Annotated in this window: 16 protein-coding genes and 5 pseudogenes; 10 read left to right on the top strand and 11 right to left on the bottom strand. The window is 67.0% G+C overall.

Features of this window, described 5'->3' with window-relative positions:
• Positions 1-2: 2 nt before the first annotated feature.
• The 4 genes and pseudogenes from HND92_RS13530 (at position 3) to HND92_RS13515 (ending at position 6,214) form a co-directional block, all read left to right on the top strand.
• Positions 3-1,150 (top strand): annotated as a pseudogene (locus tag HND92_RS13530) (BMP family ABC transporter substrate-binding protein).
• Between the two features lie 84 nt (positions 1,151-1,234).
• Positions 1,235-2,389, top strand: a complete 1,155-nt coding sequence (locus HND92_RS13525; protein WP_047351071.1) for a BMP family ABC transporter substrate-binding protein — start codon at positions 1,235-1,237, stop codon at positions 2,387-2,389.
• 204 nt (positions 2,390-2,593) lie between these two features.
• Complete coding sequence (locus HND92_RS13520) at positions 2,594-3,646, top strand: adenosine deaminase (protein ID WP_015913824.1); 1,053 nt, start codon at positions 2,594-2,596, stop codon at positions 3,644-3,646.
• Between the two features lie 123 nt (positions 3,647-3,769).
• Positions 3,770-6,214 (top strand): annotated as a pseudogene (locus tag HND92_RS13515) (penicillin acylase family protein).
• Positions 6,215-6,332: 118 nt separating this feature from the next.
• Here the strand turns inward: HND92_RS13515 and kynA are convergent.
• From kynA to kynB, 3 genes are all read right to left on the bottom strand, one after another.
• Positions 6,333-7,202 (bottom strand): tryptophan 2,3-dioxygenase, encoded by an 870-nt coding sequence (kynA, locus tag HND92_RS13510; protein WP_172207690.1) that lies wholly within the window; start codon positions 7,200-7,202, stop codon positions 6,333-6,335.
• A 2-nt stretch (positions 7,203-7,204) separates the two neighbouring features.
• Entirely contained in the window at positions 7,205-8,518 is a 1,314-nt protein-coding gene (gene kynU, locus HND92_RS13505; protein ID WP_172207677.1) for a kynureninase, read from the bottom strand.
• Between the two features lie 73 nt (positions 8,519-8,591).
• Positions 8,592-9,263 carry an arylformamidase gene (kynB, locus tag HND92_RS13500; RefSeq protein ID WP_015913820.1) on the bottom strand — a complete coding sequence of 224 codons (672 nt, stop codon included), beginning with the start codon at positions 9,261-9,263 and terminating at the stop codon, positions 8,592-8,594.
• 94 nt (positions 9,264-9,357) lie between these two features.
• Here kynB and HND92_RS13495 point away from each other — a divergent pair, with 94 nt between their 5' ends.
• Positions 9,358-9,825 carry an Lrp/AsnC family transcriptional regulator gene (locus HND92_RS13495; RefSeq protein WP_088886353.1) on the top strand — a complete coding sequence of 156 codons (468 nt, stop codon included), beginning with the start codon at positions 9,358-9,360 and terminating at the stop codon, positions 9,823-9,825.
• Positions 9,826-9,843: 18 nt separating this feature from the next.
• Here HND92_RS13495 and HND92_RS13490 read toward each other — a convergent pair whose 3' ends face one another.
• Positions 9,844-10,170 carry a YkgJ family cysteine cluster protein gene (locus HND92_RS13490; RefSeq protein WP_123675997.1) on the bottom strand — a complete coding sequence of 109 codons (327 nt, stop codon included), beginning with the start codon at positions 10,168-10,170 and terminating at the stop codon, positions 9,844-9,846.
• 117 nt (positions 10,171-10,287) lie between these two features.
• Here HND92_RS13490 and HND92_RS13485 point away from each other — a divergent pair, with 117 nt between their 5' ends.
• Together HND92_RS13485 and feoB are read left to right on the top strand one after the other, a co-directional pair.
• Positions 10,288-10,581, top strand: coding sequence for a FeoA family protein (locus HND92_RS13485; protein ID WP_015913817.1), 294 nt, complete (start codon positions 10,288-10,290; stop codon positions 10,579-10,581).
• Positions 10,578-12,311, top strand: a pseudogene (gene feoB / locus HND92_RS13480) (ferrous iron transport protein B); the annotation flags it as partial. The gene HND92_RS13485 and the pseudogene feoB, both read left to right, overlap by 4 nt.
• A 142-nt stretch (positions 12,312-12,453) precedes the next feature.
• Here the strand turns inward: feoB and HND92_RS19385 are convergent.
• The 3 genes and pseudogenes from HND92_RS19385 to HND92_RS13470 all read right to left on the bottom strand — a co-directional run bounded on the left by HND92_RS19385 (position 12,454) and on the right by HND92_RS13470 (position 15,701).
• A pseudogene (locus tag HND92_RS19385) lies at positions 12,454-13,634 on the bottom strand (Tn3 family transposase).
• A gap of 332 nt (positions 13,635-13,966) precedes the next feature.
• The gene (locus HND92_RS19380; RefSeq protein WP_253940031.1) at positions 13,967-15,367 is read right to left on the bottom strand and encodes a DUF4158 domain-containing protein; all 1,401 of its coding nucleotides are present in this window, start codon (positions 15,365-15,367) and stop codon (positions 13,967-13,969) included.
• Between the two features lie 142 nt (positions 15,368-15,509).
• Positions 15,510-15,701 (bottom strand): hypothetical protein, encoded by a 192-nt coding sequence (locus tag HND92_RS13470; RefSeq protein ID WP_172207665.1) that lies wholly within the window; start codon positions 15,699-15,701, stop codon positions 15,510-15,512.
• A gap of 98 nt (positions 15,702-15,799) precedes the next feature.
• On the opposite strand from HND92_RS13470, the gene HND92_RS13465 reads away from it, so the two are divergent.
• Together HND92_RS13465 and HND92_RS19375 are read left to right on the top strand one after the other, a co-directional pair.
• Complete coding sequence (locus tag HND92_RS13465; protein WP_087743484.1) at positions 15,800-16,786, top strand: NAD(P)-dependent oxidoreductase; 987 nt, start codon at positions 15,800-15,802, stop codon at positions 16,784-16,786.
• Positions 16,743-17,612, top strand: a pseudogene (locus HND92_RS19375) (ELM1/GtrOC1 family putative glycosyltransferase); the annotation flags it as partial. The gene HND92_RS13465 and the pseudogene HND92_RS19375, both read left to right, overlap by 44 nt.
• Positions 17,613-17,881: 269 nt before the next feature.
• Here the strand turns inward: HND92_RS19375 and HND92_RS19370 are convergent.
• Positions 17,882-18,766 carry a hypothetical protein gene (locus HND92_RS19370; RefSeq protein ID WP_011806212.1) on the bottom strand — a complete coding sequence of 295 codons (885 nt, stop codon included), beginning with the start codon at positions 18,764-18,766 and terminating at the stop codon, positions 17,882-17,884.
• Positions 18,767-18,953: 187 nt separating this feature from the next.
• On the opposite strand from HND92_RS19370, the gene HND92_RS13455 reads away from it, so the two are divergent.
• Positions 18,954-19,859 carry a hypothetical protein gene (locus HND92_RS13455; protein ID WP_135148047.1) on the top strand — a complete coding sequence of 302 codons (906 nt, stop codon included), beginning with the start codon at positions 18,954-18,956 and terminating at the stop codon, positions 19,857-19,859.
• A gap of 4 nt (positions 19,860-19,863) precedes the next feature.
• Here HND92_RS13455 and HND92_RS13450 read toward each other — a convergent pair whose 3' ends face one another.
• Genes HND92_RS13450 through HND92_RS13440 form a run of 3 tightly spaced genes read right to left on the bottom strand, consistent with a single transcriptional unit; the run spans position 19,864 to position 23,121 of the window.
• Positions 19,864-21,045, bottom strand: a complete 1,182-nt coding sequence (locus HND92_RS13450; RefSeq protein ID WP_011806210.1) for an aminotransferase class I/II-fold pyridoxal phosphate-dependent enzyme — start codon at positions 21,043-21,045, stop codon at positions 19,864-19,866.
• On the bottom strand, positions 21,042-21,299 hold the full coding sequence (locus tag HND92_RS13445) for an acyl carrier protein (RefSeq protein ID WP_049756493.1): 258 nt from the start codon (positions 21,297-21,299) through the stop codon (positions 21,042-21,044). The genes HND92_RS13450 and HND92_RS13445 overlap by 4 nt, the downstream gene beginning before the upstream one ends.
• Positions 21,300-21,309: 10 nt before the next feature.
• Positions 21,310-23,121 (bottom strand): fatty acyl-AMP ligase, encoded by a 1,812-nt coding sequence (locus tag HND92_RS13440; protein WP_087743489.1) that lies wholly within the window; start codon positions 23,119-23,121, stop codon positions 21,310-21,312.
• Positions 23,122-23,160: the final 39 nt, after the last annotated feature.

Below are 23,160 nucleotides of genomic sequence, written 5' to 3'. Positions count from 1 at the left end.
CAATGAACGTACTGAACAAACGATCCCTTTTAAAGGCTGTGGCCCTGTCGGCTGTGGCCCTCGCCACGCTGGCGGCCTGCGGCAAGAAGGAAGAGGCGCCTGCCGCCGCACCGGCGCCGGCCGCCGCACCCGCAGCCGACAAGCTGAAGATCGGTTTCATGTATGTGAGCCCCATCGGCGATGGCGGCTGGACCTACCAGCATGAGCTGGGCCGCAAGGCGATCCAGGAGAAGTTCGGCGACCGCATCGAGACCTCGTTCGTCGAGAGCGTGCCCGAGAGCGCAGACGCCGAGCGCGTGATGCGCGACATGGCAGGCCAGGGCAACAAGCTGATCTTTGCCACGAGCTTCGGCTACCAGGAGTTCGTGCAGAAGGTCGCGGCCGACCTGAAGGACGTGAAGTTCGAGCACGCCACTGGTTACAAGCAGGCCGACAACGTCGCCACCTACGACACCAAGACCTTCGAAGGCGCGTACCTCGCGGGCATCGTTGCGGGCGGGATGAGCAAGACCAAGACCGTGGGGGTGGTGGCCTCGGTGCCGATCCCCGAAGTGGTGCGCAACATCAACAGCTTCGTGCTGGGCGCGCAGAGCGTGGACCCGTCGATCAAGGCCAAGGTGGTGTGGGTCAATGAATGGTTCAGCCCGCCCAAGGAGGCCGAGGCCGCCGCATCGCTGCTCAACGGCGGCGTGGACGTGATGTACCAGAACACCAACTCGCCGGCCGTGCTCAAGGCGGCGGAGGAGCGCGGCGCGCGCGCCTTCGGCAAGGACGGCGACATGAGCGCCTATGCGCCCAAGGCGCACCTGGGCTCGGCCGTGATCGACTGGACGCCCTACTACACCAAGGTGGTCGAGGACACGCTGGCCGGCAAGTGGCAGGGCGGCGCGCACTGGTGGGGTGTGAAGGAGGGGCGATCGACCTCTTGAAGATTGCTGACGACGTGCCGCAGGAGATCAAGGACCGCGTGGCCAAGGCCAAGGCAGGCATGCAGGACGGCAGCTTTGCCGTCTGGACCGGCCCCATCAAGGACAACGCTGGCAAGGAAGTGCTGGCCGCCGGCACGGTGGGCGACCTGAAGTTCCTCTCCGGCATCAATTTCTACGTGGCCGGCGTGGAGGGCAAGGTGCCCGGCACCGACGGCAAGTGACAAACACGGGCGCGCCCCTCAAGATGGGCGCGCCTTTTGCTTTGAAACCTGGGTCCGCTTTCACATTCCGACGAAAGAAAAACCATGACTGATCTGCGCAAACGTTCCCTGTTCCAGATGGCTGCACTGACGGCCGTCGCCGCCACCGCTTTGGTGGCCTGCGGCAAGAAGGAGGAGCCGGCTCCGGCGGCCCCCGCGCCGGCTGCGGCACCAGCGGCTGCGGCCGGCCCGCTGAAGATCGCCTTCGCTTACGTGGGACCTGTGGGCGATGGCGGCTGGTCCTACGCGCATGACCAGGCGCGCAAGAAGCTGGAGGCCGAGTTCGGCGACAAGATCCAGACGTCGTACGTCGAAAGCGTGCCCGAAGGCCCAGATGCCGAGCGCGTGCTGCGCGACATGGTCACGCAGGGCAACAAGCTGATCTTCGGCACCACGTTCGGCTACATGGACGTGATCCAGAAGCTGGGTGCCGAGTTCAAGGACGTGAAGTTCGAGCACGCCACCGGCTACAAGACCAGCGACAACACGCGCATCTACGACAGCCGCACCTACGAGGGCGCGTACCTCGCGGGCATCATCGCGGGCGCCATGACCAAGACCAATACGCTGGGCGTGGTGGGCTCGGTGCCGATTCCCGAGGTGATCCGCAACATCAACAGCTTCACGCTGGGCGCGCAGAGCGTGAACCCCCAGATCAAGACCAAGGTGGTCTGGGTCAACGAGTGGTTCAGCCCGCCGAAGGAGACCGAAGCCGCCACTTCGCTGATCAATGGCGGCGCCGACGTGCTGTTCCAGAACACCGACTCGCCCGCCGTGCTCAAGACCGCACAGGAAAAGGGCAAGCGCGCCTTCGGCTGGGACAGCGACATGACGGCGTACGGCCCCAAGGCCCACCTGGCGTCGGCCATCATCAACTGGGCTCCGTACTACACCAAGGCCACCAAGGACGTGCTGGAAGGCACCTGGACCACCGGCCAGCACTGGTGGGGTGTGAAGGAAGGCGCGATCGACCTCGTCTCCATCGCCGAGGACGTGCCCGCCGAGGCCAAGGCCAAGGTCGATGCGGCCAAGAACGGCCTGAAGGATGGCAGCTTCGTGATCTGGAAGGGCCCCATCGTGGACAACGCGGGCAAGACCGTCCTCGACCAGGGCGCAGTGGCTGATGACAAGTTCCTCACCAGCATCAGCTTCTACGTCAAGGGCGTGGAGGGCCAGGTGCCCGGCGGCGACAAGAAGTAAGCGGCCATTGCCGCACCAGGCGGCTTTCTTTGCGGAGATCGTCCGCCCGGTACAACGAGCCACCCTTCGGGGTGGCTTTTTTGTCGGTATGGCCATGCCCGCCGTTGCGGGCCGGGAGGTGTTGCACATGGGCGCCGACAAGGCATCATCGGCCTACCGCCGCGATGTCCCGTAGGTTGCGGCCTCATTTTTTGGAGCCTGCCGATGTTCAAGGTCCCGCCCATTCCCGCCGAACGCCTGCCCGGCCTGCTGAGGGCCATGCCCAAGGCCGAACTGCACATCCACATCGAGGGCTCGCTCGAGCCCGAGATGATCTTCGCGCTGGCACAACGCAACGGTGTGCCGCTGCCCTACGCCAGCGTGGAAGAACTGCGCCGTGCCTACGCCTTCACCGATCTGCAGAGCTTCCTGGACATCTATTACGCAGGCGCCAGCGTGCTGCTGCATGAGCAGGATTTTTACGACATGGCCCGCGCCTATCTTGCGCGAGCAGCTATGGATAACGTAGCGCATGCGGAAATCTTCTTCGACCCGCAGACGCACACCGCGCGGGGCGTGCACATCGAGACCGTGATCAACGGGCTGCACCGTGCCTGCGCGGACGCGCGCAGCAGCCACGGCCTGTCTGCGTCGCTCATCCTGTGCTTTCTGCGGCACCTGAGCGAGGAGGACGCCCTCGCCACGCTGGAGCAGGCCCTGCCGCTGCTGGACCGCATCGTCGGCGTGGGGCTGGACAGTAGCGAGCGAGGCCACCCGCCCGAGAAGTTCGCCCGCGTGTTCGAGCGCTGCCGCGCCCTGGGCCTGCACGTGGTGGCCCATGCGGGTGAAGAGGGTCCGCCGGCCTATATCTGGAGCGCGCTGGACGTGCTGCAGGCCGAGCGCATCGACCACGGCGTGCAGGCCGTTCACGACCCGGCGCTGATGCGCCGACTGGCCGATGAGCGCATACCGCTCACCGTGTGCCCCTTGTCCAACCTGAAGCTGTGCGTGTTCCCGCGCCTGGCCGATCACAACCTGCTGCAGTTGCTGGAGGCGGGGCTGGCGGTGACCGTGAACTCCGACGATCCCGCGTACTTCGGCGGTTACGTCAACGACAACTTCACGCAGCTCTTCGCGGCGGTGCCGGCGCTCACGGCGCGCCATGCCTACCAGTTGGCCTGGAACAGCTTCGAGGCCAGCTTTGCCGCCGAAGCCGACAAGCGCGCATGGCACCACCGGCTCAAGGAGTGCTTCGAGCAGTTCACGGAGAACGACTGAGGCACCGCGGGGCGTGTTGCTCGCGCGCAGCCGGGTGCTAGGGATTCCGCTGCGTTGCGTCTATCCTGCGTTGGCCCGGGCCGGGGGACCGGCAGGGGTGCACCACAACAAAGGAGACAACGCATGCAAGAGAGAGTGACTCGTGCTGCGGCGCCACGCGCGCTGTTGGCGACGGCGGTCCTGGCCCTGCTGGCCGGCTGCGGGGGCAACGACGATGCGGACGATGCGCCGCTGGCGTACCAGGCGGAGATCCGCCGCACCGCGATGGGCGTGCCGCACATCAAGGCCTCCAACTGGGCCGGCGGGGGCTTCGGTATGGGGTATGTCCAGGCGCAGGACAACCTGTGCACGCTGGCGGATGCGTTCCTCACCTACCGGGGCGAGCGCTCGCGCTACTTTGGCGGCAGCGCACAGCTGGTCTACAACAGCACCATCGGACGCCCGCGCAACATCGACTCGGACTTCTTCCACCGCCATGTGATCTCCGCCGACGTGGTGCAGAAGATGGCCGCGGCGCAGCCCGAGAATCTGCGGCAGATGGTCGAGGGCTTCGTGGCCGGCTACAACCAGTACGTGGACGTTGCCAAGAAAGGGACGGCCCACGCGGCCTGCCGCAGCGAGGCATGGGTGTAGCCCATCACGCAGGAGGACGTCTGGCGCCGCATGTACGCGGCCAACCTGGCGGGGGGGTACAGCAATTTCGTGGAGGCCATCGCCAATGCCGTCGCCCCTGCCGCAGCCAAGGCCGGCGCGGCGCAAGACGCGCAGACCGCCCCGTCCCTGGACCAGCGCCTGACCACACCTCCCGCCCTGCAGGTGGGCGGTGACGCGGGCATCGGCAGCAACATGTATGGCTTTGCGCCGGCGGCCACGGGCGAGTCCAGCGGCGTGATGTTCGGCAACCCCCACTGGTACTGGAAGGGGCCGGACCGGTTCTACCAGGCCCAGGTCACGATCGCCAATCAGGTGAACGTCAGCGGCGTCGGATTCCTGGGCGTGCCGCTGGTGCTGATCGGCTTCAACGACAACGTCGCCTGGAGCCACACGGTCTCCACGGCGCGGCGCTTCGGCTTCTTCCAGCTGCAGCTGCAGTCGGGCGACCCCACCACCTATCTGCGTGACGGCCAGCCGGTCAAGATGGCGCCGCACAGCATCACCGTGTCCAGCCGCAATTCCGACGGCACGCTGAGCGATGTGACGCGCACGCTGTACACCTCCGAGTACGGGCCGTTGGTCAACCTGGCGGGGCTCAACCCCGCTCTGGCCTGGAGCCAGAGCACGGCCTTCGCCATCCGTGACATCAACGGCGAGAACTTCCGCACCTTCCGCAACTGGATGCGCTGGAACCAGGCGCGTTCGCTGGAAGAGTTCATGGCCATCCAGAAGGAAGAGTCCGCGATCCCCTGGGTCAACACGGTGGCCGTGGGGCGTGGCAGCGCGCGGGTCTGGTACGCGGACATCGGCGCGGTGCCCAACGTGTCGCCCGAGCAGGTGGCCGCGTGCACCACGCCGTTCGGCGCGGCCGTGGGCGCGGCGCTGCCCAACGTGCCGTTCTTCGACGGCTCGCGCAGCGCCTGCGACTGGCAGACCGATGCGGACTCCAAGCAAAAGGGCGCCATCGGCCCGTCGCGCATGCCCAGCCTGTTGCGCGAGGACTATGTGGGCAACATGAACGACAGCTACTGGCTGTCCAACGCGAATGCCCCGCTCACGGGGTACCCGGCCATCTTCGGTCCCGCGGGCACGGCGGCGTTGACGCTGCGCACGCGCCTGGGCCACACCATGGCCCTGGAGCGGCTGGCCGGCACCGACGGCTACAGCGGCAACAAGGCCAGCGCCGCCATCGTGCGCGACATGGTGCTGAACAGCCGCGTGTTCTCGGCCGAGCGGTTCAAGGACGAGATCCTGACGCTGATCTGCACGCCCTCGCAATGGATGGTGAACGGTGCCACGGTGGACGCCACGCAGGCCTGCGCCACGCTGCGTGCGTGGGACAACCGCGGGAACAAGGAGTCCCGGGGCTCCCATTTGTGGGACGAGTTCTGGACCCGCGTGCCCACCACCGGGCTGTACTCGGTGCCCTTTGACGCGGCCGACCCGCTGAATACCCCGCGCGGGATCAACGTGGCGGCCGTGACCGCGCTGCGCCAGGCCATGGCCACGGCCATCAGCCGCGTGGGGCAGAGCGGGTTTGCGCTGGATGCACCGCGCGGCGAAGTGCTGTTTGCCACGAAGGGCGGTGCCAAATTGCCGCTGTACGGCGGCTGCGGCGGCGTGGGCTACTTCACCATCACCTGTTCCGAGAACGACATCACGGCGGGCGGCTACAGCATGGACGGGCAGCCGCATGGCAACTCATACGTGCAGGTGGTGAGCTTCCCCTCCAGCGGCGTGCAGGCCCATACCTTCCTGACGTTCTCGCTGTCCGACGACCCGGCGTCGCCGCATTTTGGCGACTACACCAAGGCCTACAGCGCCAAGCAGTGGGTGCGCATGCCGTTCTCGGAGTCCGAGATCACGGGCCACCCGGACTACCGGACGACCACCGTCTCCGCCAGCGCCAAGTAACGGCGCGTAACGGCGCGCAACGGCGCGCCGGTGCCATGCGCACCGGCCGGGACGACCCTCCGTGCAAAGGCCCCGCCATGCGGGGCCTTTGTTCATGGAGCGCCGGGGAGGCGGCAGTTCACAGCGCGGTGCGCAGCCGCCAGATCTCGGGGAACAGCACCACGTCCAGCATCTTGCGCAGGTAGCTCACGCCGCCGGTGCCGCCGGTGCCACGCTTGAACCCGATCACGCGTTCCACCGTGGTCACGTGGCGAAAGCGCCAGAGGCGGAAGGCATCTTCCAGGTCGGTGAGATCCTCGCCCAGTTGGTACAGGTCCCAATACCTTTGTGGATCGCGGTACACGGCGAGCCAGGCCTGCTCCACGGCTTCGCTGGCCTCGTAGGGCTGGCGCCAGTCGCGCTCGGTATGGCTGGCCGGCACGGGCAGGGCGCGGCGCGCCAGCAGGCGCAGTGCTTCGTCGTAGAGCGAGGGCGCCTCGTAGGCCGCCTGTACCTGGGCCAGGCGCTCGGGGTGGTGGGCATGGGGCTGCAGCATGGCGCGGTTCTTGTTGCCCATGGCGAACTCGATGCACCGGTACTGGTAGCTCTGGAAACCGCTGGACTGGCCCAGGTACGGGCGCATGGCGGTGTACTCGGGCGGCGTCATGGTGGCCAGCACGTCCCAGGCGTGCACCAACTGCTCGAGGATCTTGGACACGCGCGCCAGCATCTTGAAAGCGGGCGGCAACTCGTCACGCGCGATATGGGCGATGGCCGCGTGCAGCTCATGCAGCATGAGCTTCATCCACAGCTCGCTGGTCTGGTGCTGCACGATGAACAGCATCTCGTCGTGCGCGGGCGACAGGGGCTTTTGCGCGCCCAGCACGCTGTCCAGCTGCAGGTAGTCGCCATAGCTCATGCTGTGGCTGAAGTCGAGCTGAGCGCCCTCCTGGCGCACGATGGCTTCGGTGGCGCCGGAGGATGCGCTGGGGTGGTGGGGGCAGGTCATGGTCAGGTCACGGCGTTGAGGTGATTGAACTCGGGCTTGCGCCATTCGCCGGATTCCAGCACCTGGCGCAGGTGCTGCACGGCATTCCACACGTCTTCAAATCCGACATACAGCGGCGTGAAGCCAAAGCGCAGGATGTCCAGGTGCTTGCCGCCGTCGCCCTTGCGGAAGTCGCCGACCACGCCGCGCGCGATCAGGGCCTGCACGATGGCGTAGGCCCCGCTGCCGACGCCCTGAACGCCCAGGCCGTCGCCGCGTGTCAGGCACACCTGCGAACCGCGCGCCGCATGATCGCGCGGCGTCGCCAGTCCCAGGCCGTGGCCGGCGCAGTGCTCCTCGACCAGCGCGATGAATAGATTGGTCAGTGCGAGCGACTTGGCGCGCAGCGCCGCCATGCCGCCCAGAGGCTCGGCGGCGGTAAAGATGTCCAGCCCGCACTGCAGGGCCGACAGGCTCACGATGGGCTGCGTGCCGCAGAGGTAGCGTGCGATACCCGGTGCGGGCTGATAGTCGGGCGTGAAGGCGAAGGGTGCGGCATGGCCGAACCAGCCCGACAGCGGCTGCGCAAATGTCGCATCCGGGCGGTCCGCCAGGCGCGGGTGCACCCACACGAAGGCGGGCGCGCCAGGGCCGCCGTTGAGGTACTTGTAGCTGCAGCCCACCGCATAGTCGGCGTTCGCGTCCAGCAGGTGCACGGGCACGGCGCCCGCGCTGTGGCACAGGTCCCAGACGCACAGAATGCCGTGGGCGTGCGCCTGCGCGGTCACGGCGGCCATGTCGTGCATGGCGCCGGTGCGGTAGTTCACGTGGGTGAGCAGCAGGACGGCGACCTGGGGCGTCAGCCGCGTGGCGATTTCCTCGGGCTCCACCAGCACCAACTCCAGTCCGTACTCCTGGCACACGGACTGGGCGATGTACAGGTCGGTGGGGAAGTTGCTGCGCTCGCTGACGAGCTGGGTGCGACCGGGATGGTCCGCGCGGGCCACGCGCGCGGCAGCCGACAGCACCTTGTACAGGTTGACCGAGGTGGTGTCGGTGAACACCACCTGGTCCGGCCCCGCGCCGATCCAGGGAGCGAACTGGTTGCCCAGGCGCTGCGGCAGGCTGACCCAGCCGGCCTTGTTCCACGAGGTGATGAGGTCCTGTCCCCATTCCTGCTGCACTACTTGGGCCACGCGCGCCGGCGTGGCGCGGGGCAGGGCGCCCAGGGAATTGCCGTCCAGGTAGATCACGCCCTCGGGCAGGCTGAAATGGTCGCGCAGGCTGCGCAGCGGGTCCTGCGCATCGCGTGTGCGGCACTCTTGCAAGGTAGTCATGTGGTTTGTGCTATTAATAAAGTAGCTATTGGCGCTTGCTGCATGAGCGTTAGAGGCCAAAACGGCTTAATGTTCATGCGCGCGGCGGCAGCGCACGCAGCACGGCGCGCACGGGCGATGCGTCGGCCGTGGTGAGCTTGAGCGGCAGCGCGATGAGTTCGTAGTCGCCCTCGGGCACATCGTCCAGCACCAGGTTCTCCAGCACGCGCAGGCCGCGCCGGCGGATCACCTGGTGGCTGGGCAGCGGCTTGCTGTCGGCGGGGTCGATGCTGGCGGTGTCGATGCCTACGAGCACTACGCCGGCGTCGGCCAGGCGCTCGATGGTGTCGGGCGCGTAGGCCGTGAGGCCCGCGTCCCAGCGGTCCACGGGCATGCGGGCGTAGGTGCGCACCAGCACCCGCGGCGGCAAAGTGCCCGTCATCGCATGGGCAATGTGGGTCCATTCGATGAGCGGCCCGCAGTCCAGCGCATGCACCACGCGGCAGGGGCCGATGAAGGCTTCCAGCGGCACAGCGCCGATGGCTGCGCCGTCCGCTGCGTAGTGCAGGGGCGCGTCAGCGTGCGTGCCCACGTGGGGCGAGAGCGTGAGTGCACTCACGTTCACCGGGCAGCCGGGGCCCAGTGTGGCGCTCCACTGCTGCTGGTAGGGTGTATCGCCCGGGAACACCGGGCTACCCGCATGCACGGGGGCAGAGATGTCCCACAGCGCGGGCGATGGCGTGGAGGTGGCGGTCATGGCGCGCATGCTATGCGCGGCGGAGGGGCGGGTAAATGGTTTATCCCTGATGGGTGATTCATTTGGATAATCCATTCTCGCAAAGACATTTTTGGGTTAAATCATGCAAGCCGAGATCGACCGTACCGACCGCCAGCTGCTGCGCGCGCTGCAGGACAACGCCCGCCTGACCTCCGGCGAACTGGCCGAAATGGCGCACCTGTCGCAGTCGCCCTGCTGGCGGCGCGTGAAGCGGCTGGAGGACGCCGGGGTAGTGCGCGGCTACCACGCGCAGCTGGACCGGCGTGCGGTGGGGCTGGGTGTGATGGCTTTCGTGATGGTGGGCATCGACCACCAGACGGAGGCGCTGTCCGTGGCGTTCGAGGAGGCGGTGTGCGCCATTCCCGAGGTGGTGCTGTTCCACGGCATCTCGGGCCCCGCGGACTTCCTGCTGGTGATCGTGACGACCGACCTGGACGCGTATTCCGAGCTGCTGCAGCGGCGCCTGCACCGCCTGCCGGGCGTGCGCCAGGTACAGACTTATTTTTCGCTGCAGGAGTTCAAGGGGCGCATCGGCGGATTGCCCGTGTGAAAGCGGGTCCTGCGGCGTTCAGAGCACCAGCCCGTCCAGTGCCGGCAGATGGTGGCGCTGGCGCGCGCGGTTGCAGGCAGCGCTGCCGGCTTCGAATTCGCGGCAGGGGGAAGGGCGCCACTCGTAGATGCCGCAGGCCGCGCGCAGGCCCACCTGGCCCGTGAGGGCCGAGCAGCGCGGCTGCGCATGGTCCGTGCCGCGCATGCGTGCAGTGTGGTCCGTGACCGGCACCACCAGCCCATCGGGAACGCAGCCGCCCAGCTCCTCCGTCTCGTGCACCGAGAAGTCCACGCGAAAGCTGGCGCAGCAGGCGCCACAGGTCAGGCAGGGGTGAAGAGTGGTCATGGCGTACGTCGCAGGGGGTGTCATTGTGACGCGCCACAGGTCCTGATGTGCATCAATCCAGCAGCGTGCAGTTCCATTAGAATGAGAATTACTTTTATTCATTGACTGCAATACAACATGCTTCACACGGGGAATGACGCCGCGCAGCCGCGGGGGCTGGACACCTTGCCGCATGGCGTGCCGGCCACGGTTGCCGGGCTGCTGCCGGCGCAGGATGGCCGGTCGCAGGCCATGGTGCTGCGCCTGATGGAGATTGGTTTCCTGCCGGGCGAGCCGGTGCGCGTGATTGCCCGGGGCTTTCCCGCGGCCGACCCCCTGGCCGTTCGCGTGGGCCAGGCCACTTTTGCCCTGCGCCGCCATGAGGCGGCCCTGGTGCAGGTGCGCGTGGATGCGCTGGAGGCCGCGGCATGAGCACGGCGGCATCTCCCCTGCACATCGCGCTGCTGGGCAACCCCAACTGCGGCAAGACGGCGCTGTTCAACGTGCTGACCGGCGCACGCCAGAAGGTGGCGAACTACGCGGGCGTCACCGTGGAGCGCAAGGAAGGCCTGTTCACCACCGCCAGCGGCCGGCGCGTGCGCGTGTTGGACCTGCCCGGCGCCTATAGCCTGCACGCGCAGAGCCTGGACGAGGCCGTCACCCGCGATGTGGTCACCGGCCGCCGCCCAGGAGAGGCCATGCCCGAGCTGCTGGTCTGCGTGACCGATGCCACGCACCTGCGCCTGAACCTGCGCCTGGTGCTGGAGGCGCGCGACCTGGGCCTGCCCATGGTGCTGGTGCTGAACATGAGTGATATGGCGCAGCAGCAGGGCATCCAGATCGACCGCGAAGTCCTGGCGCGCGAACTGGGCCTGCCCGTGGTGACCACCGTGGGCGTGCGCGCCGACGGGGCGCGCGAGCTGCTGCAGTGGCTGGACACGGCCACCCCGCAGGCCACCCCGCAGGCCGCCCGCGGCGCCGCCGTGGGCACGCAGGCGCCACCGCCCGTCAATGCGCTGGAGGAAGACCGCCCGCAGCGCGTGCAGCAATTGCACCAGGAAGTGCGCCGCATCATGGGGCTGGCCGTGCGCGAGCCCGCGCTGCGCCTGCAGCGCGACGACCGCATCGACGCCGTGGTGCTGCACCCGCTGTGGGGCATGCTGCTGCTGGCGGTGACGCTGTTCCTGATGTTCCAGGCCGTGTTCAGTTGGGCAGAGGTGCCCATGGGCTGGATCGAAGGCGCCACGGCCGCCGTGGCCGAATGGCTGAACGCCCACATGGCCGAGGGGCCGCTGCGCAGCCTGCTGGCCGACGGCGTGATCGCCGGCGCAGGCGGGGTGCTGGTGTTCCTGCCGCAGATCCTGATCCTGTTCTTCTTCATCCTGGCGCTGGAGGAATCCGGCTACCTGCCGCGCGCGGCCTTCCTGCTGGACCGCGTGATGGGCACCGTCGGCCTGTCGGGACGCTCGTTCATCCCGCTGCTGTCCAGCTTCGCCTGCGCGGTGCCGGGCATCATGGCCACGCGCTCCATTCCGGACTGGCGCGACCGGCTCGTCACCATCCTCATCGCGCCGCTGATGACCTGTTCGGCCCGCCTGCCGGTGTACGCGCTGCTGATCGCGGCCTTCATCCCCGATCGCACGGTGGCGGGGCTGTTCAACCTGCAGGGGCTGGTGCTGTTCGCGCTGTACCTGGGCGGCATCGTGAGCGCCATGGCCGTGGCGGCCGTTGCGCGGCTGGCGCGGCGCGGCGACGGCGCCACGCCGCTGCTGATGGAGCTGCCCGCCTACCGCTGGCCCAGCGTGCGCAACCTGGCGCTGGGGCTGTGGGAGCGCGCAGGCATCTTCCTGCGCCGCGTGGGCGGCATCATCCTGCTGGTCACCATCCTGCTGTGGTTCCTGTCGTCGTACCCCGCGCCGCCGGCGGACGCCACGGGGCCGGCCATCGAATACAGCTTCGCCGGGCGCATCGGCGCGGCGCTGGAGGTGATCTTTGCGCCCATCGGCTTCAACTGGCAGATCAGCATCGCCCTGGTGCCCGGCATGGCCGCGCGGGAGGTGGCGGTGAGCGCCCTGGGCACGGTGTACGCGATTGCCGCTTCGGCCGACGACACGGCCGCGCAGCTCGCACCCATGCTGGCGGCGCAATGGTCGCTGGCCACGGGGTCTCCTCGTTTTCAGTGCAATAAGTGACGGTACGAAAAGCTAGCACTGGCGCGGAGGTGGTGTTGGTAGATCGTTGATTTCATTGACTTTCCTGTTCACTTTCAAATCTGCGATTCGTGGCGTCAAACCGTGGTCGGTTTCATCCATTGGTGCCAGTTATCGATGCATTTGGCCGCGAAGGCAGGATTTGGTCAGCATAGCGGTCAACCGGGAAGCGAAACACACCCCGCAAGTTGATGCTCTCCAGCCTGGTGGGCGCAATCTTCCCGATCAGTTCCGGTGGAATGACCTGGCGGCGGTTCGACCAGCGATCCAGGACCGCCTGCATCTGTGAGGTATTCCACGCCATCACGATGTTGGCCATCAGGCTCAACGCATCGGCCACAGCCTGCATTTCATCGACACGTTTGGCCTGCGCCGGGCTGATCCGGCCGGTATAAATGGCGCGCTTGAGGGCGTTAACAGCCTCGCCCCGATTGAGCACCCGGCGCAACTCGTTCCTGAAAGCGTCCTTGACAAAGTAGTCAGCCAAAAACGCCGTACGCAGCAACCGCCCCAATTGCACGCCAGCCTCATAGATTGGATCGCCCTGGGCGGCAGAACCGAACCGCGCAAGAGCTGCCACCGCACTGGCATGTCCGCTCATGACCGAGGCTGCCAGGTGCACCAGACTATCCCAATGCTTTTCGATCAAAGCGACGTCGACATTGGCTTCGCACGCCGCAGCGATTTCTGCGGGCACTTTGGTGCCGCGTGGCACAAAGAGGTGGCGCTGTTTGAGTTCCTTCAACCGCGGGCAAAGATCAAAACCAAGCAAACGGGCATGTGACATGGCAAAGTCGGTGTAGCCATGGGTATCCACAGCAAGCTGGCTGGTCTCCAGCTTTTCTTGGCGGATGACACCTTCAATGGCCACGCCCGCCTGGCGCTCATTGAGCACAAAGGGCTGCGCATGGAAGATGCCCCACCGGTCTTTTACATGGGAGTAGATTCCAATGGAAGGTGTGTTGCGCCGAGGATCAAGCCGGGCTTGCCACACCCGTTTGGTGGTCTCCATGCTCATCATGTCAGAAGATGCCAAATCGGACCGCCCCAGGTGGCGGCAATCGGGTGTCGCTGCATGAATTCCAGCACAGCCTGGCAGGCCTGGCTCAGACGCCGTTCGTCCCGCGCCCAGCGCATGGCCTGGCGAATGCTGGTGGCAGACAATTGCGGAATCATGCGCGCGCATTCGACCGCAGTCAGACTGGTGCCGTGGGCCATGATGCCGGCATAGACCATCAGCAGCTCGTCGGTAGAGCGCGGCTCACGTCCGAGCATGATCCAGCTAAAGCGCACCTGGGCGTCAACGGCCAGAATCACTTCCGGCAATTGAACCTCACCGATGCGGTGATCCAAAGCCGCGCGCAGCTTGGTCACTTCTGGGTCTTCGTCCTCTGCGGGCAATGGCGACAAATGGAGTTCATCATCCACGCGCAGTACGCCACTGCGGGCTGCAGCGGCCACCGCATCGACACCGGCAGTTACTCTGGCCAGCAAAGGCTTCAAGAAAGTGGCAGCCTTGCTGGGTAACGATAGACGGGCATAGTGTTTCTTGGACTCTGCCTGCCAACGCTCGTCCGTGAAGAACAAGCGCGCACGACCCCGAAAGCTCAGGCTGTGCTCAATCCAGACCGAGCCATTGCGCACCGCGCGGCGCAGGGCAAACGGGTGGCCACCTCCAACGCCTGAAACGCCCGTTCCCGGTCTGGGCTGGAGATCGAAACCTGCCAGATCATTCCCAGACTTGGTGCCACCACTTCAACTGGCAGCTTTCTGGATCCTTTGAGATATAAAGCTTGCAGCTTGGCAAGGTACTCGATGGCAGGATGCTCGCCGGTGGCCTGCCAGGGCAGCTTTGCAATGGCGACGAGCAACGACCGCACGGGGCGAATTCCATCAATCAATCCCTCGCGGACCAGGGAGGCCCTGCTCGGTGGTTTGCGTTTCTGGGTTTCGGTGATCAAGGCTTCAAGACGGGCACGCAACTCAGCATCTGGCACCGCACCTTGCGCGCTCAAGGCAACAAGTTCGCCGAGCAGCGTTTTGTACATTGCGGCCCAATTGACGGTAGCGGGGACATCGGCGGCAGCCTGACGCCACAGATCGGCGATCCGGCGCTGCACCATAAGGATCAACTGGTCTGTGGTGGCGAACAGGCAATACCGAAGAAAGCATGCGACCTCCACGGTGCGCGCTGGCTCTTTGATCTTGGCTCCGGCTGAGGGCGGCCTGGAGACAAGTCGGCGCGCGTAGCGGCGCAAGATGAGATCGGGGATGTCTGCCAGGTGCTTATGAACGTCCAGCGTGTAAAGCAGGTCGATGCGCTCCAGTACCTCGCTGATTTGGCGGGTTGAGTGTTTCGCCGGTGCAGCCCATAGCCAACTCTGCTGGGTTTGTCCATCTGGGCGCAGCTCTGAAACTGAGGCTCGCCAGCGATCAAGTGTTGCTGGATCAACGCTGGCGGCGATGGCGGTGCCTGTTTCAACTTCAAGCTGGGCAAGTGCCGCCGCAATCAGTGTCCGAATTGCCCGCTCGTGCACGATCACCAGCTTGTTCTTGTACAGCCATTGACGCGCCCGCACGAGTAGCTGATCGCGGTCGGCGCAGCGCGCCACTTCGTCGCGCAGTTCACGTACCAGTGAGCGGCGCTGGTGCTCGCTCATCCACTGGAATCCAAGGACCGTGCAGGCTACTTGTTGGTGATCGAATAGCGTGCGCCCGCGTTCATACATGGCTCTCAGCGAGGCGACTTCTGGTGCTGCAATGCCAAGCTCGTTGCCAAGGTGGCGCCACAAGGCTACTGGAATTACCCGAAAGGCACCGAGCAAACGCCCACTCATGCGCAGGAAACCAATATGGAGCGCCAGACCAAGCTTGTGGGAATCACCTCGGCGTGCATTGATTGCGTCGCGCTCGGCACCATCGAAGGTGAAAAATGCCTTCATCTCGAAGTCGCTGATATCGCGGGGGAGCCCACGCATCCCCAAAAACGTTGTGTGCCAACCCTGCATCGTGAACCTCAAAAGTGGGAGGCCACCATACCCGTTTACAAAGCGAACAGGAAAGTCAATGAAATCAACGGTCTACCCAGACCACCCCCGCGCCAGTGCTAGCTGCGTAGCCTTTGCATGCGTGAGCCGCGGTGCTCACGCGTTATTCGCAGCGTCGAACGAAGCGCTGAGGGATGCAGCCGCGCGTGTCCGGCCGAGCTGGACTGCGCGCAGGCGCGCTGTTCTGTTCCTGCCGAAAGGCGCGCTGCTCGGCGTGGTCGCGGTGCTTGTTGCGGGCGTCGGCCATGCCGGGCAGGGCGGCGAAGAGGAGGCAAAGAAGAAGGGTCTTGGTCATGGTGGAAGGCCGCGGCGCCCGGGCCGCGGTGCTCTATGCTATCCGGCTGCCGCGCGGGGTGCCGCACGTTGTCGCCCGCTCTCTTTCTCACTTCTCAGATGCACTTGCCGTTCCCGAATTCCGATGTCGCTACCGCGCGCGCGCCCCTGGTTGCCGTGACCGGCGCGACCGGCTTCATCGGCCGGCATCTCATCGCCGCGCTGGTGCAGGCGGGCTGGCGGGTGCGGCTGCTGCTGCGGCGCGAACCGTCCGGCGCCGAATGGCGCCAGTCGACGCCCGAAGTCGTGGCCGGCTCGCTCGACAACGAGGCCGCAGTGGCGCGTCTCGTGGAGGGCGTCGATGCGGTGATCCATCTGGCCGGACTCATCAAGGCGGCACGGCGTGCCGATTTCTTTGCGGTGAACGAGCAGGGTGTCGCGCGGATCGCGCGGGCGACGAAGCAACTGTCGCCCGACGCGCATTTCCTGCTGGTCTCCAGCCTGGCCGCGCGCGAACCGCTGCTTTCCGACTACGCCGCCAGCAAGCGTGCCGGCGAGGCTGCGGCACTCGACGCGATGGGCGCGCGCGCCACCGTGCTGCGCCCACCGGCTGTCTACGGCCCGGGGGACCGCGAAACGCTGCGCTTCTTCCAGGTTGCCCGCTGGCCGCGCGTGCCCCTGCTCGGCGGGCCGGACGCGCGCGCCGCGCTGATCCACGTGCGCGACGTGGCCCGGCTGATCGTCATGCTCGTCGCGTCGACGCCGCAGGGCCAGGTGCTGGCGGCGGCGGATGGCCAGCCAGCGGGCTATCGCTGGGACGAACTGCTCGGTGCCGCGGCGCGGGCGGTCGGCAACCCGACGCCGCGCTTCCTGCAGGCGCCGCAGGGGCTGCTGCGTGGCATCGCATGGGTCGGCGATGTGGCGCGCCTCGGCGGCTCGGCGGCCATGCTCAATTCGCAGAAGCTGCGCGAGCTGCGCCATGCGGATTGGGGCGTTTCGCCGGCCGAACTCGCGCGGCCGGAGGGCTGGTCGCCGCAGTTCGACATCGACACCGGCTTCGCCGATGCGGTCGCCTGGTACCGGTCGGCCGGCTGGTTGCCGGGCTGATGACATCGCTCCGATTCCGGCGCAGTGCGGTCTGGGTGCTGCTCGGTGCGCGCCATGGCGACAACCAGCAACTGCTGGCCATCGCCGATGCCTTGGGCGTGCCGTACCGCACCGTACGCCTTGCGCTTCAACGCCGCTGCGGGGCTGCCGCCGGTTCTGCTGGGCCCTCGCGGCTGAGTTGGCGCAGCGAAGATCCGGCAGTGCTGCAGCCGCCTGGCCGCGCGTGGTGCTGGCGGCCGGGCGCAAGAGCGTGCCGGCGGCGCGGTGGATCCGGCAGCGGTCGGGCGGGCGCACGCAGCTGGTCCACGTCAACCGGCCGTGGGCGCCGCTGTCGTGGTTCGACCTGATCGTGACGACGCCGCAGTACGCGGTGCCCGAGCGCGTCAACGTGCTGAGCCATCGCCTGCCCTTCATGCAGCGCCGTCGCGAGTCGAGGTCCCGTGCCGTGCGCTGGCAACTGCAGGCGGCGCGTATGCCGCGGCCCTGGACGCTGGTGATGGTCGGTGGCGACAGCCGGCCCTTCGTGCTCGACGACGCGGCAGCCGTTGGCCTGGCGCGCCTCGTGAATGCACAGGTGCGAGCGCAAGGTGGCAGTGCCTGGGTGCTCGGCAGCCCGCGGACGCCAGCCGCTGCAATCGATGTGCTGGCCCAGTGCCTGGACGTGCCTGCGCATGTCGTCCGCTGGGGCGAGGGCGAGAACCCCTACGCCGCCCTGCGCCAGCGCGCCGACCGCATCATCGTCACGACCGACAGCGCGTCGATGCTGACCGAGGCCTTGCTCACCGGACGGCCGGTCGCGCCCTTCGCATTGCCACGGCAACCGGATTGGCGCTGGCGCCTGGCGACGGCCTGGCGCGCCGCCGCGGCACGGCGGCCAGGGTCGCTGGTGGCGCGCAGCTTCGATGCCCTGCAGGACCTCGGATTGCTCTCGTCGCTGCGCGACCTGGGCTTGCTGCACGCTGCGCTGGACGCGCTGGCGCGTTCGACGGCAGCGGCAGGTGCTCGCGTTGGCACGGCAGGAGCGCGAGGCCACGCTGGCGCGCATCCGCGCACTGATCGATCGGCGCTGATCGGGCTCGATCGGGCAGACGGTGCTCAGGCGATGGCGTGCGCGGCGCGGGCCACGCAGTCCATCGCATCCCTGCGCACATGGCCGCGCGCGATCTCGACGTCGAGCAGGGCGCGGTCGATCGACCCGTTGTCCAGGCATTCGCCCAGCATCCGGAAGAACAGCCGCTCCTGCGCCGGATCGGGATGCCGGCGGTAGCGACCGGCGCCGCGCCCCGTCAGCTTGCGCAGCCAGATGCCGGCGCGCGAGGTGAGCGTGGTGCCGCGCGGCGTGAAGTCCGAGGGCAGGCCGGTTTTCCACGGCTGCGTGCGGCGGTGCGTGTTGTGCAAGAGCTTGGTCTCGGGCGTGAGCCGGTCGAAGTCGTTCCACTCGGGCTCCAGCGCCGCGACGCTGCCGGGCGGCTCGAGCAGCAGCCACATCCAGTCGCGGTAGTCACGCTCGCTGCGGAAGGTGCGTTCGAAGTCCGCTTCCCATTGCCAGTGCGCAAGGCGCGCGCAGTCCATCAGCATCACGCTCGACGCGTAATGCAGCGGGCGGCGGAAGTCGCCGTCCATCTGCCGCGCCATCACGGCGGCACCGCCCATGTCGCGCTCGAGCAGCGCGTTGATGTCGCCGAGCGCGAAGATGTCGGGGTCGATCAGCACTGCACGGCCGGCGTAGCCCATCTGCTCGGGCACGGCGAAGCGCAGCGGCGTGAACGACTGCAGGTCGTCGTTGCGCCACAGCACCTGCTGGCCTTCGCGCAGGTAGCGGCGACCCTCGAAGCGTTCGAAGGCCGGGAAGTCCGTCGTCTGGAGGATGCGCACGTCGAAGCGCTCGGGCGCGGCGCTGCGGCTGCGCAACGCGTGCTGCGCCACCAGGGCGCCGACGATCTGCTTGGGGTTGGTGTGGATGAAGACGGCGTTGCGCATGCCGTATTTTCACCTCTGGCACGACCCTAGCCGAGAACGATCCATCTCGGGTCACCCGAGCCGACTCGACCGCCGGGATACACTGGCGCCGCATGAAGGTAGTACATCTCCTACACGAGCCACATTTTCCGCAATCAATCCGAATGGCTGTCGACGTCCGAGTCGGTGCTGCATGGGGGAGTTCAGCATGCATTTGCTGATGACCGGTAAGGGCGCCAGCGGCAGTTGGCAAATCCGGGGCGTTCAACTGGGGCAGACATTGCGGGCAGCCGTGGTCCCGAACGCCAAAGATCTTGCACCCTACAACTTGGCAGTGCTCGTGAAGCGGCAGACAACCGATTTGCTGGAGAGATTCCATCAGTCCAAGGTCCCGCTGATCTGGGATGTGGTCGATGCATGGCCTCAGCCCATTGGAAACGCATGGCAGAAAGACCGGTGCTTGGAGTGGCTGGCCGGCGAAGTGAAGACGATCCGGCCTGCGGGGATCGTCGCGGCGACACGAGCGATGGCTCGGGACTGCGAGGGCTTTGGCGTGCCGGTGCTGGCGCTACCGCACCACGCACGGCCGGGCCTGCGGCAGAACCCGATCCGGCCGCTGAAAGTGCTGGGGTATGAAGGCGGGGAGAAGTACCTGGGACGCTGGCTGCCGATCATCAAACGTCAGTGCTCAGCACGCGGATTGCGGTTCGTCATCAATCCCACAGAGGTGGCGGACGTGGACGTCTTGGTCGCGCTGCGTGACTGCGATGGCTATGCCCCAAGGAATTGGAAGAGCAATGTCAAGCTGGCCAACGCACAGGGAAGCGGGACGCCAGTGATCTGCAATCGCGAGGCGGGGTATCTTGAGACGGCTTGCGGGGCTGAACAGTGGGCCGACGACGAAGCTGAATTCGCCGCGGCACTGGATGCGTTGGAGTCCACCGAGGCGCGGCGATCAACTGCGCAAGTCTTACGCGCTGCTGCTCCCAGCATCGATAGCGTCACCGCTACGTACCTTCAATGGCTGCGGTCGGAGTTCCAAATTTCCAAGGTACCATCGATAGCCGTTGCGACGACGGCCAAGCGACGATGGGGTATTTGGGGCGCGTCGTGAGCGCTCAACGCCGCGCGCTGGCCAGCGCGGCGATGATCTGCCCGATGTCGTCGTCGCTGTGCGCCGCGCTGAGGCTGATGCGCACCAGGCTCAGGCCTGCGGGCGTGGCCGGCGGGATCATGAGGTTGGTGTAGATGCCGCTGTCCAGCAGCGACTGCCACAGGGCCTGTGCTTCGGCGCGTTCGGTGAAGACCAAGGCCACGACCGGGCCGGGCGTCGTGGTGCCCAGCCGGTAGCCGAGCTTCGTTGCTTCGGCGTAGAGGCGTTCGGCGTGCCGCCACAGTCGTTCGCGCAACGCATGGCCATCCAGCATCTGGCGCAGCGCTTCGCGCGTGGCCGCGATCGAGGGCGGCGACGACGAGGCCGTGAAGATGTAGGGGCGACTCACCATCCGAACGTATTCGAGTTCCGCGTGCCGGCCGATGCAGAAGCCGCCGACGCCGCCCAGGCTCTTGGAGAAGGTGCCGACGATGAAGTCCACGTCGTCGAGCACGCCCAGTTGCTCTGCCAGGCCGAGGCCGCGTTCGCCGAACACGCCGAAGGAATGCGCTTCGTCGACCAGCAGCCAGGCGCCATAGCGCCGTTTGATCTCGGCGATTTCCTGCAACGGCGCGCGGTCGCCCAGCGTGCTGTAGACGCCTTCGACCACGATCAGCGCGCGATGCGCATCGTCGCCCAGCCGCGCCAGGCGGCGGTCGAGGTTTTCGGGGTCGTTGTGCCGGAAGCGGATGGTCGTCGCATTGCTCAAACGGCAGCCGTCATGGATGCTGGCATGGCTGTCGGCATCCACCAGCAGGTAGTCGCCGGTGTCGGCCAGCGCGGAGATCACGCCGAGGTTGGTCTGGTAGCCGGTGGAAAAAACGATGCAGGACGGCCAGCCGACGGCGTCTGCCAGTTCACGTTCGAGGGCGCGGTGGCCGGCGTAGTTGCCGCTCGCCATGCGCGAACCGGTGGAGCCGGTGCCCTGGGTCTCGATGGCCGCGATGGCGGCGGCGCGGCAGGCGGCGTCGTAGGTCAGGCCGAGGTAGTTGTTGGTCCCCGCGAGCACCATGCGGCGCCCCCCGATGGTCGCTGAGGTGGCTGAATGGATCTCGTCCATCGGCGTCGCGATCGGTGCCACGCCACCCATCGCGTCCAGGCTCGCCTGGAGCTGGCGCTGCGCGCCGAACTTGTTGAGAAGACTCACGCCGCACCGCCGGTCAGTTGGGCGATGCCGGCGCGCAGCCCGTTGATGGTGTGCGCCTGGGCCAGCGTCTCCACCGGGATCGACAGGTCCAGACGGTCCTCGATCTCCATGACGAGGTCCATCACGCCGATCGAGTCGAGGTCTGCCTCCTGCATCAGGTCGGCATTGCCGCCCAGGCTCGCCGTGCCGGGACGGATCGCGTCGAGTGCTTCGCGGATGGCGCTTTCGATGGTTGCCAGATTCAATTCGGTCACGGGTGAGGGCTCAATCAGGGGTCGTCAGGGCAATGTCGCGGCCGATGCTCGCGTGCTGGGTCTGCACGCGCGCATCGTCCTTGACGAAGCCGACCTGCGGCTCCTCGCCGCAACGCTTGAGGAAGTCGCTGCGCGCCATGCTGCGCGACAGCTTGCCCGACGAGGTGCGCGGCAGGGTGTGCGGCGGCACCAGTTCGATCAGGCAATGGATGCCGAACTCGGCGTTGATGGCCTGCTTCAGGCGCACCGACAGCGAGGCCAGCTTGATCGGATCGGTTTCCCGGCACTGCACGACCAGCACTGCGGTTTCGTTCTCGTCCTCGTCCACGACCGTGAAGGCGGAGGCATCGGTCGGCCGGACTTCGGGCTGCTGCTCGGCCAGGTATTCGAGGTCCTGCGGCCAGATGTTGCGGCCCTTGATGATCATCAGGTCCTTGGCGCGGCCGGTGACGAACAGCGAACCGTCGGCGAAGTAGCCCAGGTCGCCGGTGTTGAGCCAGCCATCGTCCGACAGCACCTCTTGCGTGGCCTCGGGGTTGCCGAAGTAGCCCGACATCACGCTGGGCCCGCGCAGATAGATGGCGCCGCACCGGCGTTCGGGTAGCGCGTTGCCCCGGTCGCCCCGTACTTCGACCTCGAAGCCCGGCAGTGGCCGGCCGCAGTCGATGAAGGCCTTGCCCTTGACCGCGGCTTCACCCTCGATCGGCGGACGTGCCTCGCCCGTGCGGGACAACCTGTCGATGTCGATGAGGTCGCTGCGTGAGCCGCTGCCCACGGGCGCGAAGCTCACGCCCAGCGCACATTCCGCCATGCCGTAGCTGGGCAGGAAGGCGCGTTCGTCGAAGCCGGCCGGTGCCAGGATCTCCGACACCTGGCGCAGGGAATCAGGGTGGATCATCTCGGCGCCCACGCCGGCGATGCGCCAGGAGGACAGATCGAGCGCCTCGATGTCCGCCGGACGCAGGCGGCGTGCGCACAGCGTGTAGCCGAACGGCGGGCTGTAAGAGATGGTGCAGCGGTTGCGCGAGATCAGCTTGAGCCAGAGGCGCGGGCGCATCGCGAACTCGCGCGTCGGCAGGTAGTCGACCGAGCGCTGCGTGGCCATGCACCCCAGCACGATGCCCACCAGCCCCATGTCGTGGTAGTGCGGCAGCCAGGAGCAGAAGCGATCGTCCGCGGTGAGCGCAAAGCCATGGTTGAAGATGGCGCCCAGGTTGGCCATGACCGCGGACTGTGTGATCATCGTGCCGCGCGGGAAGCGGGTGCTGCCCGAGGTGTACTGCAGATAGGCCAGGTCGGTCGGCGCGGGCGGTGGCGGCAGCTTTTCCTGGGCGTCCAGTGCCAGGAAGTCGTCCAGCGTGCCGGACAGCGCGAGCGGCAAACCTTCGCTGGCTTCGTTCAGGAAGCCGACGAATTCGGACGGTGCGAAGGCAGCGACCGCCTGGCAGTCGCGCATCAGCTGGCGCAGGTGGCGAACGTACGCCTCGCGGCCGCCCAGGTGCACGGCGGCCGGCAGCGGCACGGGCACCAGCCCGGCGTACTGGCACGCATAGAACATGACGGCGAAGTCCGGGTGCGTTTGCGCAACCAGGGCCAGCCGCTGACCGCGGCCGAGCGGCGCCAGGTGGCGCGACATCTCCAGGGCGCGGCGACGCAGTTCACGGTACGGCAGAACGGCCGAGAGCTTGTCGCGGCCATCGTAGTAATTGAACCCGGTCTCGCCGGTCGCGGCATAGTCCAGGGCTTCCGTCAGGGTGGAGAAGAGCGCGCTGCGCAGCGGAATGCCACTGGCCGTCGGCGTCGGTGTCGTACCGAGGAGCATTGCTTGCGTCACCTTGCACCCTCCCGCTTCCCGTGCTCC

Origin of the sequence: Diaphorobacter sp. JS3050, assembly GCF_013154915.1 — a bacterium.
Taxonomy (GTDB): Bacteria; Pseudomonadota; Gammaproteobacteria; order Burkholderiales; family Burkholderiaceae_C; genus Diaphorobacter; species Diaphorobacter nitroreducens.
This window is presented reverse-complemented; position numbering and strand designations above follow the sequence as displayed.